This window comes from Flavobacterium branchiophilum FL-15, from assembly GCF_000253275.1.
In the GTDB taxonomy this organism is placed as follows: domain Bacteria; phylum Bacteroidota; class Bacteroidia; order Flavobacteriales; family Flavobacteriaceae; genus Flavobacterium; species Flavobacterium branchiophilum.
Window position 1 is genome coordinate 2335463 of sequence record NC_016001.1, and the last position, 15537, is coordinate 2350999.

The 15537-nt window shown below is 31.1% G+C and carries 14 protein-coding genes and 1 pseudogene; all 15 read left to right on the forward strand.

Features of this window, described 5'->3' with window-relative positions:
- The first annotated feature begins 129 nt into the window (after nt 1–129).
- A complete protein-coding gene (locus FBFL15_RS16825) occupies nt 130–1245 on the forward strand; it encodes an RHS repeat domain-containing protein (RefSeq protein WP_050881293.1) in 1116 nt (371 codons plus the stop codon).
- Between the two features lie 20 nt (nt 1246–1265).
- A complete protein-coding gene (locus tag FBFL15_RS10095) occupies nt 1266–1889 on the forward strand; it encodes a hypothetical protein (protein ID WP_014084499.1) in 624 nt (207 codons plus the stop codon).
- Nucleotides 1890–2357: 468 nt separating this feature from the next.
- Nucleotides 2358–3530, forward strand: a complete 1173-nt coding sequence (locus FBFL15_RS10100) for an RHS repeat domain-containing protein (RefSeq protein WP_044032245.1) — start codon at nt 2358–2360, stop codon at nt 3528–3530.
- Between the two features lie 702 nt (nt 3531–4232).
- Nucleotides 4233–5504 carry an RHS repeat protein gene (locus FBFL15_RS16830; protein WP_231847460.1) on the forward strand — a complete coding sequence of 424 codons (1272 nt, stop codon included), beginning with the start codon at nt 4233–4235 and terminating at the stop codon, nt 5502–5504.
- A gap of 567 nt (nt 5505–6071) precedes the next feature.
- Nucleotides 6072–6359 carry a hypothetical protein gene (locus tag FBFL15_RS17150; RefSeq protein WP_050881294.1) on the forward strand — a complete coding sequence of 96 codons (288 nt, stop codon included), beginning with the start codon at nt 6072–6074 and terminating at the stop codon, nt 6357–6359.
- 18 nt (nt 6360–6377) lie between these two features.
- A pseudogene (locus FBFL15_RS17155) lies at nt 6378–7262 on the forward strand (RHS repeat-associated core domain-containing protein); the annotation flags it as partial.
- The gene (locus FBFL15_RS10120) at nt 7262–7915 is read left to right on the forward strand and encodes a hypothetical protein (RefSeq protein ID WP_014084502.1); all 654 of its coding nucleotides are present in this window, start codon (nt 7262–7264) and stop codon (nt 7913–7915) included. The pseudogene FBFL15_RS17155 and the gene FBFL15_RS10120, both read left to right, overlap by 1 nt.
- A 485-nt stretch (nt 7916–8400) precedes the next feature.
- Entirely contained in the window at nt 8401–9588 is a 1188-nt protein-coding gene (locus FBFL15_RS16840; RefSeq protein ID WP_044032248.1) for an RHS repeat domain-containing protein, read from the forward strand.
- A 15-nt stretch (nt 9589–9603) separates the two neighbouring features.
- Nucleotides 9604–10092 carry a hypothetical protein gene (locus FBFL15_RS10130; protein WP_014084503.1) on the forward strand — a complete coding sequence of 163 codons (489 nt, stop codon included), beginning with the start codon at nt 9604–9606 and terminating at the stop codon, nt 10090–10092.
- A 396-nt stretch (nt 10093–10488) separates the two neighbouring features.
- Nucleotides 10489–10695 (forward strand): DUF2683 family protein, encoded by a 207-nt coding sequence (locus tag FBFL15_RS10135; protein ID WP_044032249.1) that lies wholly within the window; start codon nt 10489–10491, stop codon nt 10693–10695.
- On the forward strand, nt 10686–10949 hold the full coding sequence (locus FBFL15_RS10140; RefSeq protein ID WP_014084505.1) for a Txe/YoeB family addiction module toxin: 264 nt from the start codon (nt 10686–10688) through the stop codon (nt 10947–10949). Before FBFL15_RS10135 ends, FBFL15_RS10140 begins: the two co-directional genes overlap by 10 nt.
- 15 nt (nt 10950–10964) lie before the next feature.
- Nucleotides 10965–11621 carry a hypothetical protein gene (locus FBFL15_RS16845; protein ID WP_044032250.1) on the forward strand — a complete coding sequence of 219 codons (657 nt, stop codon included), beginning with the start codon at nt 10965–10967 and terminating at the stop codon, nt 11619–11621.
- An 18-nt stretch (nt 11622–11639) separates the two neighbouring features.
- Nucleotides 11640–12767, forward strand: coding sequence for an RHS repeat domain-containing protein (locus tag FBFL15_RS16850; protein WP_231847461.1), 1128 nt, complete (start codon nt 11640–11642; stop codon nt 12765–12767).
- Nucleotides 12768–13279: 512 nt separating this feature from the next.
- The gene (locus tag FBFL15_RS10160) at nt 13280–14617 is read left to right on the forward strand and encodes an RHS repeat domain-containing protein (protein WP_148267911.1); all 1338 of its coding nucleotides are present in this window, start codon (nt 13280–13282) and stop codon (nt 14615–14617) included.
- Nucleotides 14595–15380, forward strand: a complete 786-nt coding sequence (locus tag FBFL15_RS10165) for a toxin-antitoxin system YwqK family antitoxin (RefSeq protein ID WP_014084507.1) — start codon at nt 14595–14597, stop codon at nt 15378–15380. Before FBFL15_RS10160 ends, FBFL15_RS10165 begins: the two co-directional genes overlap by 23 nt.
- The last annotated feature ends 157 nt before the right edge of the window (nt 15381–15537 follow it).

Consider the following 15537-nt stretch of genomic DNA (forward strand, 5'->3'; position numbering starts at 1 on the left):
GAAGTCTTCTCTAAAACGAAAAGGTTATTAAAAGTTGGGCGTGCTGTGCGAATGTCTCCGCTCACCGAAGTGTTCTCATGAAAAAGCTCCGCAAATGTCACTTGACTTTGCGGAATTTTTTTTATTTTTTTGCCCAGCATAACCTACAACCACCTGAACCTGCCAACCAAAATAACATTTGGAAACTCGGGAACTATTACCTACATTTACAACGCAACGGGTCAAAAAGTACAAAAAGTGGTTGCCCAAACTGGCAAAACAACCATAAGCACGGATTATTTAGGTGGTTATCAGTATAAAAATGCGGTTTTGCAGTTTTTTCCAACCGCCGAAGGCTATGTAGAACCACTTGGAAGTTCTTATAAATATGTGTATCAGTACAAAGACCATCTTGGCAATGTACGCCTGAGTTATGACAAAAGCTTAACCGTTCAAGAGGAGAATAACTATTATCCTTTTGGTTTGAAACACCAAGGCTATGGCGCTCCAATTGTTTCTACAAATGAGGCGTTGAGGTATAGGTTTCAAGGGCAGGAACGCCAAGACGAGCTAGGCTTGAACTGGGACAGCTTTAAGTGGAGAAATTATGATTATGCTATAGGACGTTTTATGTCAATTGATCCATTGACGGAAGATTATATGGATTGGGGACCATATGTCTTTAGTGGTAATAGAGTTATCGACAGTAGAGAACTTGAGGGGCTTGAGCCTGTTTCAGTAAAAGCACAATGGAATGGTGCTTTTAAAGAAATGGGACAAACATTTGCTGGGGCATTTGATAAAATAGGTATAGAGATTAAATCATTGTTTACTGTTAGTACAGAAATCGCACCATTAACAACGTATAATAAAACAACAGAATTTACAGAAGGTACAAACTTTTTAAATTATGTTAATGCCAAGCAGTTTGACCAATCAACAAAGGTAAGTCCAATTACAACTAAAGTAGAAACTAAAGTAGAAGTAAAGGCAGAAGTAAAAGGTTCAGCAAAAGCAGGTGTTTTAGATGTAGCAACTAAAAATACTACAACTAAAAATGTTAATTCTGGAAAAACCACAAATGAAACTAAAGTAGTTGTTGGTAAAGAGGGAAATGGTGTTTTTGCTTCTAACAAAACAAATCTTAAAACAGGAGAAAACACAACTAGAGTGGGGGTTCAAGTAGAGGCTAAAACTCCAGCAGTAAATTCGACTACTATAAAAGTAGGTGCAAGTTTTTCTGTAGGTCAAAAAGAAAAGCCATAGTAAAAAATACTATTTAAATTATGAAAAATATATTATCATATTTGATGCTGCTATTTTTGATTGTCAGTTGTAAAGAAAAAAAAATAAAATTAAATACAGTGGTTAATTATAAAGTTGTTAGCAAGAGCGTGTTGTTGAAAGGATGGAAAACATATAATTATAATGATGTAAAGATAAATATACCATCCAATTGGAAACCTAATGACATAAAAGATGCGTTGTTATATACGTCTTTAAATAAAGATGGAAATGATTTTTATTACGTTATTTTAAATTATAACACATCACAAATTAATAGCATCAATTATTTAAAGGAAATATTTAAGGAAGTTTCAACAAAAGATTTAAAATTTAAATACAGCTTAAAAAAAATTGCATTTAAAAACACAAATAAATGTTATTATTTAGAACTTTTTACTAACGAAAATAATGTTAAATACAAAATATATAGTCTTATCTATGAAGAAGGTAATCAAATTTATGATTTTAGTTATAAAACATTAGATGATAAAAAAATGAATGCTCAAAATTATCAAACATTTTTTACAATATTATTTAGTTTTGAATATAAATACGATAATATTATTGATTCGGAAAAATTTATTATTGATGATGCTAAAATATTAAAATACGAAGATTTATGAATTTTAAGTTGTCATAAAAACTACTCTTATAAAATAGAGTAGTTTTTATCATTTAAAAATTATAAAATCGAAAATGAAAATATCTGTTTTGACTTAAAAGATACTTTACAAAGTAATAACCACCGTAACTCCTCCCAAAGCTGCAACCTAGCCCCGACAGTAGCGGCATCCTTTTTGTTTTTTCTTTAAAAACAAAAAGATACAGCGAATGGCGGGAACTGCCCCTGCGTGAAAATGCCAAATGTGGCGGCTGCTTGTAAGTGGGAGGTATGAAGTATGAAGTTAAAGGTTAGAAATTAGAGGTTAGAAGTTAGAAATAAGAAGTAAGATGGGATTACCTTTGTCAAATTTTGAAAATTTGACAAAGGTTTTTTAAAAAAATAAAATTTACCTACAAAAATTTTATTTGGTAATTCCAATTACATTACGTATCTTTACACCTCAAGTGGGCAAAAGGTACAAAAGGTAGTGTATGAAAATGAAGTACGAACCACTACTGATTACATCAATGGGTTTCAGTACAAAATTACAGATGCTGGATGTGTACTTGAGTTTTTTCCGCATGCTGAGGGTTATATAAAACCCAACGAAAGTTCTTACAAATATATATTTAATTATAACGACCATTTGGGTAACGTACGCTTGAGTTATAGCGATACTAATAATAATGGTTCGATTTCAAATTCTGAAATTTTAGAAGAAAATCATTATTATCCTTTTGGACTAAAACATAGGGGCTATAATGCTAATAGTTTGCAACCAAATTATAAGTATAAGTACAATGGGAAAGAGTATCAGGATGAATTGGGATTGAATATGTATGATTATGGTTGGAGAAATTATATGCCTGATATTGGACGTTGGGGAGTAATTGGTTCAAAAGCAGAAGCGTATTATCCTATTACCCCATATCAGTATGTTTTAAATAATCCTTTAGTAAATGCAGATGTTAAAGGTCAGTGGACAATTACAAGACACTACAATTTGACTTATAACTCGTTATCAGCCGCAGGTATAGGTAAAGAACAAGCGGATTTACTAGCTCATTACGCATCAGTTTACGCTGATAATCCTGGAGGGGTTATAACATTAAATAATATTTTTCATCCAACAGATGAAAACTATTATAGATATGCAACTATCGATTATTCTGGAACTAAAGATTCGCAGATTACCGATTGGAATGGCAAAAGATATAATCATAATATTTGGCATTCTATGCGTTCTGGTTGGGAAAAAGATAATGATAAAATTTCTGCTCACGATGCTACTGAAAGAGGAATGGAATTTGGTTGGGGTAAAGTATTTGAATCAGCTAAATCGGGCAAGCTAAATGATTTGATAGCAAATAGTAAAGGCATTCAAGCATTTGGTCAAGGAGTACATGCTTTACAAGATGCTTATGCTCATAACGGGACTACAATGGAAGAGCATAGTGCATATAATGATAGGTATGGGAATACTTCTGGAGCTAAAAGAATTACAGACTCAGCAGTAACAGTTCATAATATATTATCGGGTAACTGGAGTGCTTTTGATGGTAAAAACACTATTAAGTTTGATGCTCAAGGTATGTCTAGGGACCAATATAATACAGTTATGAATGCGATATATGATTATTTAAAAAAAGAAAAGAAATAATGAACAAGACTATATTAATGTTAGATAAAATACTTTCAGCTATATTGTTTATAATATCAATTGCTGTTATTGGATTATACTTGAATACATATTATTTTAATCCTGGATACAAAGGAATTAGTAATAAAGATTTATCGCAAATTTGCATCATTTTTTGTTGCCTTTATTTAATTAAATATCTTCTTCAAATATTTTCGTCAAGAAAACAATAAAAAAATAAATATACAAAAAAAACCAGTCCAATTTGAACTGGTTTTTAATTATAAATATGTATCAAAGTACAAATAAGTAAATTAAAAAAATGATTAATATACAAAAAATAGATACTCTCCTAAAAAAAATTGTGCTAAGTAACAACCACCGTAACCCCTCCCAAAGCTGCAACCTAGCCCCGACAGTAGCGGCATCCTTTTTGTTTTTTCTTTAAAAACAAAAAGATACAGCGAATGGCGGGAACTGCCCCTGCGTGAAAATGCCAAATGTGGCGGCTTCTTGTAAGTGTGAAGTGTGAAGTATGAAGTTTGAAGTTAAAGGTTAGAAATTAGAGGTTAGAAGTTAGAAATAAGAAGTAAGATGGGATTACCTTTGTCAAATTTTGAAAATTTGACAAAGGTTTTTTTTAAAAAATAAAATTTGCCTACAAAAATTTTATTTGGTAATTCCAATTACATTACGTATCTTTACACCGCAAGTGGGCAAAAAATGGAAAAAATAGTGTATGAGAACAACGACCGTACAACAACCGATTACATTAACGGGTTTCAATACAAAACCTTGCCTTCTGGCGATGGTGGGTTGGTGTTTTTTCCGCATGCTGAAGGTTATGTAAATGTAAACGAATCTTACAAATTAACTGAAAGTAGTTTGTACAATTATGTGTTTAACTATACAGACCATTTGGGGAATATCAGCATGAGTTACACGCAAGCTCCAACAGGTAGTTTGTCGATTTTGGAAGAAAACCACTACTACCCTTTTGGGCTCAAACACACCAACTACAACTCCGACAAGCGGTTGTATGTGCGTGAAAGTGTTGCCTCCAAAATAAAACCCGTAACACCTTTGTTTCCTTTGGTTTATAATTATAAGTACAATGGGAAAGAGTGGCAAGATGAGCTGGGGTTGAATATGTATGATTATGGGGCGAGGATGTATGACCCTGCCCGTGCAGGTTGGAGTAATATTGACCCTTTGACGGAGAAAATGAGAAGATTTTCTCCTTATAACTACTGTTTTAACAATCCTTTGAGATTTACTGACCCTGATGGGATGGCTCCTACTGATTGGGTATTAGGTCAAGACAATAAAATTCGTTGGGATAATAATGCTAATTCGCAGGCTACTACAAAATCTGGAGAAATTTATTTAGGAAAAACTCTAACTTTTAATTTTAATAGTTATATAGACAATAAACTTTGGGATGGACCTATGGGTGATTCTCCCGCAGGAGACAAACTAACAACAACTGTTAGTTTGACAGGAAATGAAAATGAAAAAGGAGAATTAACTAGTATATCTGCAACTAAATCTGTTAAAGTTGGTGACACACCAATTGGAACATCAAATGGTTTTTATCCAGGTGATGGTGGAAGTAATAACGTTCTAACAGCGACTTCAACTTCAACAGGTGTAAATGTAAATATGGAACAACACGCTAGTGTTTCTCCAATTGAGGAACTTGGAATGAACTTGATGGGGTATAAAATTGTTGATGTGGCACAAAAACTTAGTATTAATTATAATAGTAATAATAAAAGTCTTTCAATTGATGCTTATACAGGTATATTTCCTTCTTCAACTTTGACGATGACTGCTAATCAAGGTTTTGTCAATCATCAAATGATGCAGTATAATCAACCTTCGTTTGTTAAAACACATACTGCACCATCCACAGACCCAGGTACTTCATATTTACCTGGTTCAGCAAAAAAGTATGATTTCTCATATTATCCAACCAAATTTTATAAAAGATAAAAATATGTTTAAACCAAATAATTTAAGTATAATAATTTATATACTTTCAAAGTATTTATTTTTCTACATTTTTATGATGTTTAAAAATGATAATTACGCATTAATTTCATTAGGAAATTTAGAGAATTTTCAAGATATATTTTATTTTTTATTCATTTTTCTATTATTGCCTATAACTAATATTATTTTCTTGTCATTACCTATCTATTATTCATTTAAGGTTAAAAACTTATATTATTTCTTGATAATAATCTTTTTAATTTTGGCTGTAGAGTATACTCTATATACATATATGGCTTCACAGTCTAATTTATTGAATGGAATTTATAATGGTATTTTAAGTTTATTCTTTTTATTTTTATTCTTTTCAAGAAGTATTTTTGAGATTTCTAAAAAAAACAACTTGTCGGATATATAAAATAATAGTACTAATTTGTAAGTGTGAAGTTAGAATTATGAACTATGAAGTTATAAGTAATGATAGTTTTGCCTTTGTCAAATTTTGATATTTTGACAAAGGTTTTTTTAAAACAATAAAATTTACCTACAAAAATTTTATTTGGAGATATGAATTCTATTTTGTACTTTTACACGGCAAGCGGGCAAAAGGTACAAAAGGTAGTGTATGAAAATGAAGTACGAACTACTACTGATTACATCAATGGGTTTCAGTACAAAAAAACTGACGCTGGATGTGTACTTGAATTTTTTCCTAATGCGGAGGGTTATATAAAACCCAACGGAAGTTCTTACAAATATATATTTAATTATAACGACCATTTGGGTAACGTACGCTTGAGTTATAGCGATACTAATAATAATGGTTCGATTGCAAATTCTGAAATTTTAGAATAAAATCATTATTATCCTTTTGGACTCAAACATAGGGGCTATAATGCTAATAGTTTGCAACCAAATTATATGTATAAGTACAATGGGAAAGAGTATCAAGATGAGTTGGGGTTGAATATGTATGACTATGGGGCGAGGAATTATGACGCGGCTTTAGGGCGTTGGATGAATGTTGACCCATTGGCTGAAATTTCAAGACGCTTTTCTCCTTATACCTACGCTAATAATAATCCAATTTATTTTATTGATCCTGATGGGATGATAGTTATAAATGGAGATCAAGCTGCTCGAGATGAAGCTAAAAAAAATCAGGAAGCTGCCCAAGCTAATTTTGATAGTAAATCTTCTGGATATAATAAAAAGACCGCTTCGAAAGATGAAAAAAGAGCTTACAATGATGCAAAGAGCGATTTAAATAAAGCAAATAGAGCATTTGACCGAGCCGATTCTAAATACCAACATACACAAAAAAGTATTGATAATTTTAAAACTATTGACCCAACCAACTTTGCAATTGCTGATAATTTAACCTATAAAAATAATGCTGGAGAAACTAAGAATTTAGATATTGTTGTATCAACTGCAGATGCTTCGGATTTTGGGGGAGGTGTCACAACCTTTTCTTTGGATAAATCAAATGGAAATATAGGTGAAAATAAAACATATACAACCATAGGTGCAAGTGCAGATATAACCTCAAATATACTACCACACGAGTTTGGTCATAGTGTTTCTATAGCAGCTGATCCCGTAGGATATTCAAATATATTTGGTAAAGGTGAGGGCTCTTCTCATAATTGCCAAGATCCTGCTAATCGAAACAGTATAATATCCAAAACTGCTTTAGATTATCAAGAACATTATGATACTAAATTTAGAGAAAACAAAAAAAAAACAAAAAAATAATGAAGAAATTAATTTATATATCTATTGTGTTATTAAATTTTTATAATTTATCTGCACAACTTAAAACAGATGCTGTTTCTATTTTTAAGATGCACTTATTTTTAAATAATAAAAATGTAAAATTTAGAGGAATGGATTCTACTGTTGTAAAAAATGATTCTTTGTATAAAACCTTTACAGATGTAATCAATTTAAAATTAGATACTTTAAAAATTAAAGGTTCTTTCAATCTCACAACTTCAGTATTTGCTCCCAAATTTGCATTTTATAAAATTAGTCTAAACGATAGAGAAAATAAGGATTTTACAAATAATATTAGCTATAAAAGGAATCTAACAAGTGGTGAAGATCAATTTTTAGGTATCTTTTCTGGCGTCTTTACGTCTTTTATTCTAGCTATAAACCGAGAAACAGGAGAAAGTTATAGATTAATAGGATTTGATACAAATGATTTTTTAGGATTTTTATCAGATTTTAAAGAAGAATACAAGGAGAAAGATGGAAATATTATTTCTACAAATAATTTTTTAAAGAATTATCAAGTAGAGGGAATTGATTTTAAATGTTTATATGAGGGTTTAAAATCAGATAAAATAGAAAGAAAAAAATATCCTTGTTTACAAAGAGTAAGTGATCCTATTTGGATAAAATAGAAGTATTATTATGTAAATAATATGGTTAATACAAAAACCCGAGCAAATTGCTTGGGTTTTTTATCTAACTGAATAATCTTATGATACTGTTCTAAAAACATCACTAACATACTCCGAAAGCTGCAACCTAGCCCCGACAATAGCGGCATCCTTTTTGTTTTTTCTTTAAAAACAAAAAGATACAGCGAATGGCGGGAACTGCCCCTGCGTGAAAATGCCAAATGTGGCGGCTTCTTGTAAGTGGGAAGTATGAAGTATGAAGTTAAAGGTTAGAAATTAGAGGTTAGAAGTTAGAGGTTAGAAGTTAGAGGTTAGAGGTTAGAAGTTAGAGGTTAGAAGTTAGAAATAAGAAGTAAGATGGGATTACCTTTGTCAAATTTTGAAAATTTGACAAAGGTTTTTTAAAAAAATAAAATTTACCTACAAAAATTTTATTTGGTAATTCCAATTACATTACGTATCTTTACACCTCAAGTGGGCAAAAAGTGAACAAAGTGGTAAACGAGGCTGGAGTAATTACAACAACCGATTACATTAACGGGTTTCAGTACAAAACGTTGCCTTCTGGCGATGGTGGGTTGGTGTTTTTTCCGTATGCTGAAGGTTATGTAAATGTGAATAAATCTTACAAATTAACTGAAAGTAGTTTGTACAATTATGTGTTTAATTACACAGACCATTTGGGGAATATCAGGATGAGTTACACGCAAACTCCAACAGGTAGTTTGTCGATTTTGGAAGAAAACCACTACTACCCTTTTGGGCTCAAACACACCAACTACAACTCCGACAAGCGGTTGTATGTGCGTGAAAGTGTTGCCTCCAAAATAAAACCCGTAACGCCTTTGTTTCCTTTGGTTTATAATTATAAATACAATGGAAAGGAGTTGCAAGATGAGCTTGGACTTAATATGTATGATTATGGAGCTAGGAATTATGACCCTGCTATAGGGCGTTGGATGAATATTGACCCGTTGGCGGAGAAGTATAGACGATGGACTCCATACAATTATTGTGTTGATAATCCAATGAGGTTTATTGATCCTGATGGAATGCAAGTTGTTGACCCTACTTATACAATAACTTATGCTATTCAAAATAAAGATAAAAGAATGGTAAATCATGAAACATATACAAAGACAAATCACAAGAATGGTAGCTTTACTATAGCAAAAACAACATTATCAACTCAAATTAATTCTGAAGGAACTATAGGTAAAACCACTTTAACAAATTCGAATATTACTTATACACCTGAAGATAAAAATTATACAGATGCAATGGGAAATCAGGTGAAATACACTGATTACAGCGAAAAAGTAAATTCATCTTCATCTAGAGAGGCAACTAAAGAAGAAAAATCAAATGCTGATGGTGGTTTTTTTGAATCTAAAGTTAAAGTTATTGCTGAAAAAGTAAATAATAGTAGCGATTTTATTAAAGATGAGTCAAGAGATCAAAAAAGCGGACAAAGTGAATATAAAACTGGCGATATAAATCAGACATTTACTGAAGTGGGTATTCCAATTTCTAAAGTTTTTCCTGAATTGCAAATTGATATAACGGTTGGGCAGGCTCAGAAACTAGTAACTTTAGCTCTAGATTTTCTAACAGGTAAACATTCTGGAGAAGGATCTCCTCTAGTACTTACACCTCTACAAATACGTGAATAAAAAAAAACACTAATTATGAAAAATAAAATTATTGCATTTATTTCGTTTATAGCAATTTTTTCAACTTTAATCTATCGAGTTAATACTACTAGAACTACAATTAATGGAGAAAGTTTTTATTTCGGATTTTATAAGTTTGAAATAATAAAATCAAAAGACACAAATAATAATAAAATAAAAGAAATTAACATTATTGATTACACTTATTCAACTTATTACAACCAATATCATATTGATTTTAGGGTTCCTTTAAATGATGTTCTTTCTTCTGATTTCATAAATTTTGGTGAAAAAAATAATACGAATTATTTAATTAAAAATTTTTTAATTAGAAACAAATATAATACTCTGTATTTTGAACCAAAAAATAATAGTTTAAAAATGAGAATAGAAAAGATTTCAAATCATAAATATAAATTTTATTTCGATGGTTTACTTTACTCCATAAATAACAAAGATTCAATAAAATTAAATAGTTTTATGTTTTTTAATGTTGAGGATTAATAAATTAACCAGCTCTCCAAAATTTGAAAATGCTCTGTAAAGCCTCCAGACTTTGAAGAATACTAAAATAATAATCATTTTTTTATAACACCCTGTAAACCAAAAGTTTATAGGGTTTTTAAAAATTAAAGTAAAAAAACTAAATTTAAAAGTTTTAAATTGCTCTGTTTTCAACTTAAATTAAAGGTTGCGTTAGGGATTGAAGCTGCATCTCCCGATGGATAAAAACAAGGGCTTTGCTCGTAGCTTTATACCAATCGGGAATATAGCGCAAAGCCCGACCTGAAAGGGAACGCCCAAAAAAAAGATAAAAAAAAATGTAATTTATTTAGAAAAAGACTTGTGTACTAATTTAAAGTTTATTACATTTACGATTCTAATTTCAAGATGAATAGCATGACAACCTTAACTGTAAAGCCAAAAAACAAAAAAGAACTTGCCGCAATAAAGAAAATATTAGTTGGCTTTAATGTTGATTTTGATACTAATGACGACATTGAAAAGCCTTATAATCAAGATTTTGTGGATAAGATTCTGCAATCTAAAGAAGAATTTAAACAAGGTAAATTTAAGACAATTGAAAGTGCTGATTTATGGAAATAAATTATTCAGATCGTGCTCTTATTGATGTTGAATATTGGAAAAAATCAGGAAATAAACAGGTTCAAAAGAAAATTAATTTGTTACTTGAAGCAATAAAAATAGCGCCTTATCATGGAATTGGAAAACCTGAAGCTTTAAAATATGATTTGGCAGGCTTTTGGTCTAGAAGAATTACACACGAAGATCGGCTTGTTTATTCAATCACTGAAGAAAATAGTATTCAAATTCATTCATTGAGAGGTCATTATATTTAAGACTAATTTATAAAATTGGTTTTTACCGCTTTGTTTAACGGCAATATTTCGGAAACTTTTTGGCGGACTTCATCGGACAATGTATTGAGAAAATACAGCTATTCTTACGATCATTTGAATAGGTTGCTGGAGGCGGTGTATGAAAAATCTGGAGTTGTAACCAAAATGTACAACGAAGGTTTGTCTTATGACAAAAATGGTAACATTAATACTTTAGTTCGAACAGGTGATTATGATGCTCAAATGGGAGCTATTGTAATAGATAAGTTAAATTATAAATACTTACCCAATTCTAACAAGCTTATGGGTGTTTTTGATGGTACAAACAACTCGAGCGGTTTTAATGATGCCAATAATGCAATTGACGATTATGATTATGACAACAACGGCAATATGACTGTGGACAAAAACAAAGACATCAACAATATCACTTATAATCACCTGAATTTACCTACAAAAATTTTATTTGGTAATTCCAATTACATTACGTATCTTTACACCGCAAGTGGGCAAAAAATGGAAAAAAGAGTGTATGAGAACAACGACCGTACAACAACCGATTACATTAACGGGTTTCAGTACAAAACCTTGCCTTCTGGCGATGGTGGGTTGGTGTTTTTTCCGCATGCTGAAGGTTATGTAAATGTGAATAAATCTTACAAATTAACTTAAAGTAGTTTGTACAATTACGTGTTTAATTACACAGACCATTTGGGTAATATCAGGATGAGTTACACGCAAACGCCCACGGGAGCCTTGTCGATTTTGGAAGAAAATCACTACTACCCCTTTGGGCTCAAACACACCAACTACAACTCCGACAAGCGGTTGTATGTGCGTGAAAGTGTTTCCTCCAAAATAAAACCTGTAACGCCTTTGTTTCCTTTGGTTTATAATTATAAGTTTAATGGAAAAGAGTGGCAGGATGAGCTGGAGTTGAATGTTACGGCGATGGACTTTAGGCAATATGATAGTGCAATTGGTAGGTTTTACGGGATGGATGGATTAGCAGAGTTGGCACCTGGAATTTCTCCATATCGTTTTGCATTTAACAATCCAGTTTTTTGGAGTGATCCTACCGGTTTAAGTGAGGAAAGGGGTAGTAATATTACGGGATGGGTTAATAATGGTAAGACAATCTTTTGGGATCCAAAAGTTAATAACCAAGAAGATGTTAATAGAATATATGGAGGAGGAAATACTTACGTGCCTGATAATACTGAAGTTGTTGATATTAACGGAAGTACAAAACGATTAAATCCCGATGGAACTACGACAACAATTTTAAATGAAGTTGTTGTTACAGGAACGAGTAACACACAAACTTCAAATAGTTCTGTGTTGTCTGACCCACTTTTTTGGATTAATTCTTCCTTAGGCTTCGGCTCTTTATATGTTGGATATAAGTCGAATTTTCATTTACAAAATGAAGTATGGCATCAATCTAAAAACGGTATAATTAATAATGTTTTTGAAAAATCGTGGAGTAAATTAAAATATAAAAATGTTAGAACTCACCAGACAGGTAAGCTTCAGTTACCAAGAAATATTAATAATGGTTTAGCAGTAGCATCATTAGTAATGACAGGCGTTAATGTTTATAAAAATGGTGAATTAAAAGCTTCTGATGTTTTTAATGCAAGCATGGCAGCTATTTCATTTACTGGCGTAGGTTCAGTAGTGGCGGGAATTTATTTTGTGGCAGATTTAAGTACAATGGGAGTTTCTTATTTAACAACTGGAGAAGCCAAAGGTATTGGAACTTATTTAGATGAAAACACTAATGGTGGTGTAATATTAAATAAAAATGACTTTTAAATATGAAATTACTTATTTATATACAAAATTACATATACAATGTATTTTACAAACGAATTGGTAGCAACAAACATACTTCTTTTAGTGCCTCATTAAGTATAGTAACTCTTATTATAATTGTAATTTTTCTAATTATAATTAATCTTTTATCTATCTTATTTTATAAAATTGACATAATAAAAGATGTGAATGAATGGCTAATTGCAATTACAATATTGCTAGTATATATTTTGATATTCTATAATTTAAGTAAAATATTTAAAAAAAGAAAGTAATTTTTATAATTCTGTAATTATGATATAAAAATTAAAATCAAAGTCTTCAGACTATGCGAAACCTAAATAAAACAAAAAGCACACCCTAAAAGTGTGCTTTTAAAAATATTTAAAAAAACGGAAATATAAAAATCTCTTTTTCGAAACGGAGGCTTGGGCACAGTTGGTTATCAATTTGCTAATCCAATAGATCATTCGACCTATTTGTATGATACCGTTAATAAAAATTTGTTACTTATGGTGTTTGATACACCCCCAACCTACATGGGTTTTAACGATGGCAACACCCAAAACGATGATTTTGAGTATGACAACAACGGCAATATGACTGTGGACAAAAACAAAGACATCAAAAATATCACTTACAATCACTTGAATTTACCTACAAAAATTTTATTTGGTAATTCCAATTACATTACGTATCTTTACACCGCAAGTGGGCAAAAAATGGAAAAAATAGTGTATGAGAACAACGACCGTACAACAACCGATTACATTAACGGGTTTCAGTACAAAATTACAGATGCTGGATGTGTACTTGAATTTTTTCCTCATGCGGAGGGTTATATAAAACCCAACGGAAGTTCTTACAAATATATATTTAATTATAACGACCATTTGGGTAACGTACGCTTGAGTTATAGCGATACTAATAATAATGGTTCGATTGTAAATTCTGAAATTTTAGAAGAAAATCATTATTATCCTTTTGGACTAAAACATAGGGGCTATAATGCTAATAGTTTGCAACCAAATTATAAGTATAAGTACAATGAAAAGGAATACCAAGACGAGTTGGGGCTTTACTTTTACGATTATGGAGCGAGAAATTATGATCCTGCGATTGGGAGATGGATGAATATTGACCCACTAGCGGAAAAGATGAGAAGGTGGTCTCCTTACTGCTATGCTTATGATAACCCGATGAGATTTGTTGATCCCGATGGTATGAAGCCAGTAGATTGGTATTTAAACAAATTTACAGGAAATGTTACTTGGAAAGAAGGTACAGGAGATAAATTTGGTTATGTAAATTTAGGATATGCTTGGGGAAGCACTGATGTAAACGGAAATAGGTTTTTGATGGACGGAGAAACCAAAAAAATAAGTTATAACGGAAAAGTTCTTAAAGATTTTAATACTAATAAATCAGCTTTTGATATCACAAATGGTTTTACTATTTGGGGTACTGACAGGTCAGGAGACACAAGCGGACAATCAGGAATTACAACAGACTCTTTTGAATCATCAGTCATTCCAGCCATTGGAGGAAGTGCACCACGTCTAAGTCAAGTATCAGCTTTAGGTAAATTTGCTACTATGATTAAGAATTTTTTATATGGTTCTAGTACTACTTGTGTTACTTCTGGTGTTGCAGGAAGAGTAGATACAGTAAACTCAACAACTAATTCCACAGGAGAAAGAAATAAAGAAGAAACCAAACCTAGATCAACCAGTGCAACAGAATTTGTAAGAACTGCTTATGATGCTAAAACAGGCAATAGTACATATGTAAGGAAAGATATTTATGATGCACAACAAAAAAGGAATAATGAAAAAGAAACTAAACAATAAAGTAATATTTTTAATATTATCAATTTTAATATTGGGTTTTATAATTGCTTTTTATTATTTTAAAGAAAATAAAGTTTACACTTTAAAAGAATATAATTCAGCTGGTCAATTAATTGGGACAAATGAATATATCATTAAAAGTGGTGACACTATTTTAAATGGTAAATTTATAAACTATAACGAGAAAGGTACTAAAATATCTGAAGGACAATTTGTTAATGGTAACATTAATGGAAAATGTTCATATTATTATGATAATAGTAAAATAGAAGAAATTCATTTTCGCAAAAACAAAGATGTAACTTTAGAAAGTACCTTTTATAATCCAAACGGATTACTCGAAAAATACGTAGTGTATGATGATTTAGGAAAATCATCTTTTATTATTCATTTTGATGAAAAAGGAGTAACTAAATATGATGGATATTTTCAAATAGAAACTTATCAATATAAATACGCAAACAAATCAAAATTTAATATTGCAGAAGACCAGAATTTAAAAATAGGCGACACATTAAAGTACAGTTATATAGTTGCTAATATACCAAATGCGAAACGTAGTTTTACAATAGAAAATGTGGGTCTTGATAATGCAAAAGTAAAGCGTACAACTAAAAAAGTTGATCCTTGTCAAATAGATGTAAAAGAAGTTTTAACAAAAAAAGGTAGAAACATTATTAGGAGTATAGTAAAATATGAGTTTAATGATAGAGTTACACCTGTTTTTACTGATACACTTTCTTTTGATGTTAATGTAAATTAATAGTTCAATAACAAAACCAAAAACCCGAGCAATTGCTTGGGTTTTTTATCTAACTGAATAATCTTATGATACTGTTCTAAAAACATCACTAACATACTCCGAAAGCTGCAACCTAGCCCCGAAAGTAGCGGCATCCTTTTTGTTTTTTCTTTAAAAA

Coding starts and splice junctions, on each gene's coding strand:
- FBFL15_RS10095 (WP_014084499.1), top strand. CDS start 1,266: ATGAAAAATATATTATCATATTTGATGCTGCTATTTTTGATTGTCAGT.
- FBFL15_RS16830 (WP_231847460.1), top strand. CDS start 4,233: ATGGAAAAAATAGTGTATGAGAACAACGACCGTACAACAACCGATTAC.
- FBFL15_RS17150 (WP_050881294.1), top strand. CDS start 6,072: ATGAATTCTATTTTGTACTTTTACACGGCAAGCGGGCAAAAGGTACAA.
- FBFL15_RS10120 (WP_014084502.1), top strand. CDS start 7,262: ATGAAGAAATTAATTTATATATCTATTGTGTTATTAAATTTTTATAAT.
- FBFL15_RS10130 (WP_014084503.1), top strand. CDS start 9,604: ATGAAAAATAAAATTATTGCATTTATTTCGTTTATAGCAATTTTTTCA.
- FBFL15_RS10135 (WP_044032249.1), top strand. CDS start 10,489: ATGACAACCTTAACTGTAAAGCCAAAAAACAAAAAAGAACTTGCCGCA.
- FBFL15_RS10140 (WP_014084505.1), top strand. CDS start 10,686: ATGGAAATAAATTATTCAGATCGTGCTCTTATTGATGTTGAATATTGG.
- FBFL15_RS10160 (WP_148267911.1), top strand. CDS start 13,280: ATGGTGTTTGATACACCCCCAACCTACATGGGTTTTAACGATGGCAAC.
- FBFL15_RS10165 (WP_014084507.1), top strand. CDS start 14,595: ATGAAAAAGAAACTAAACAATAAAGTAATATTTTTAATATTATCAATT.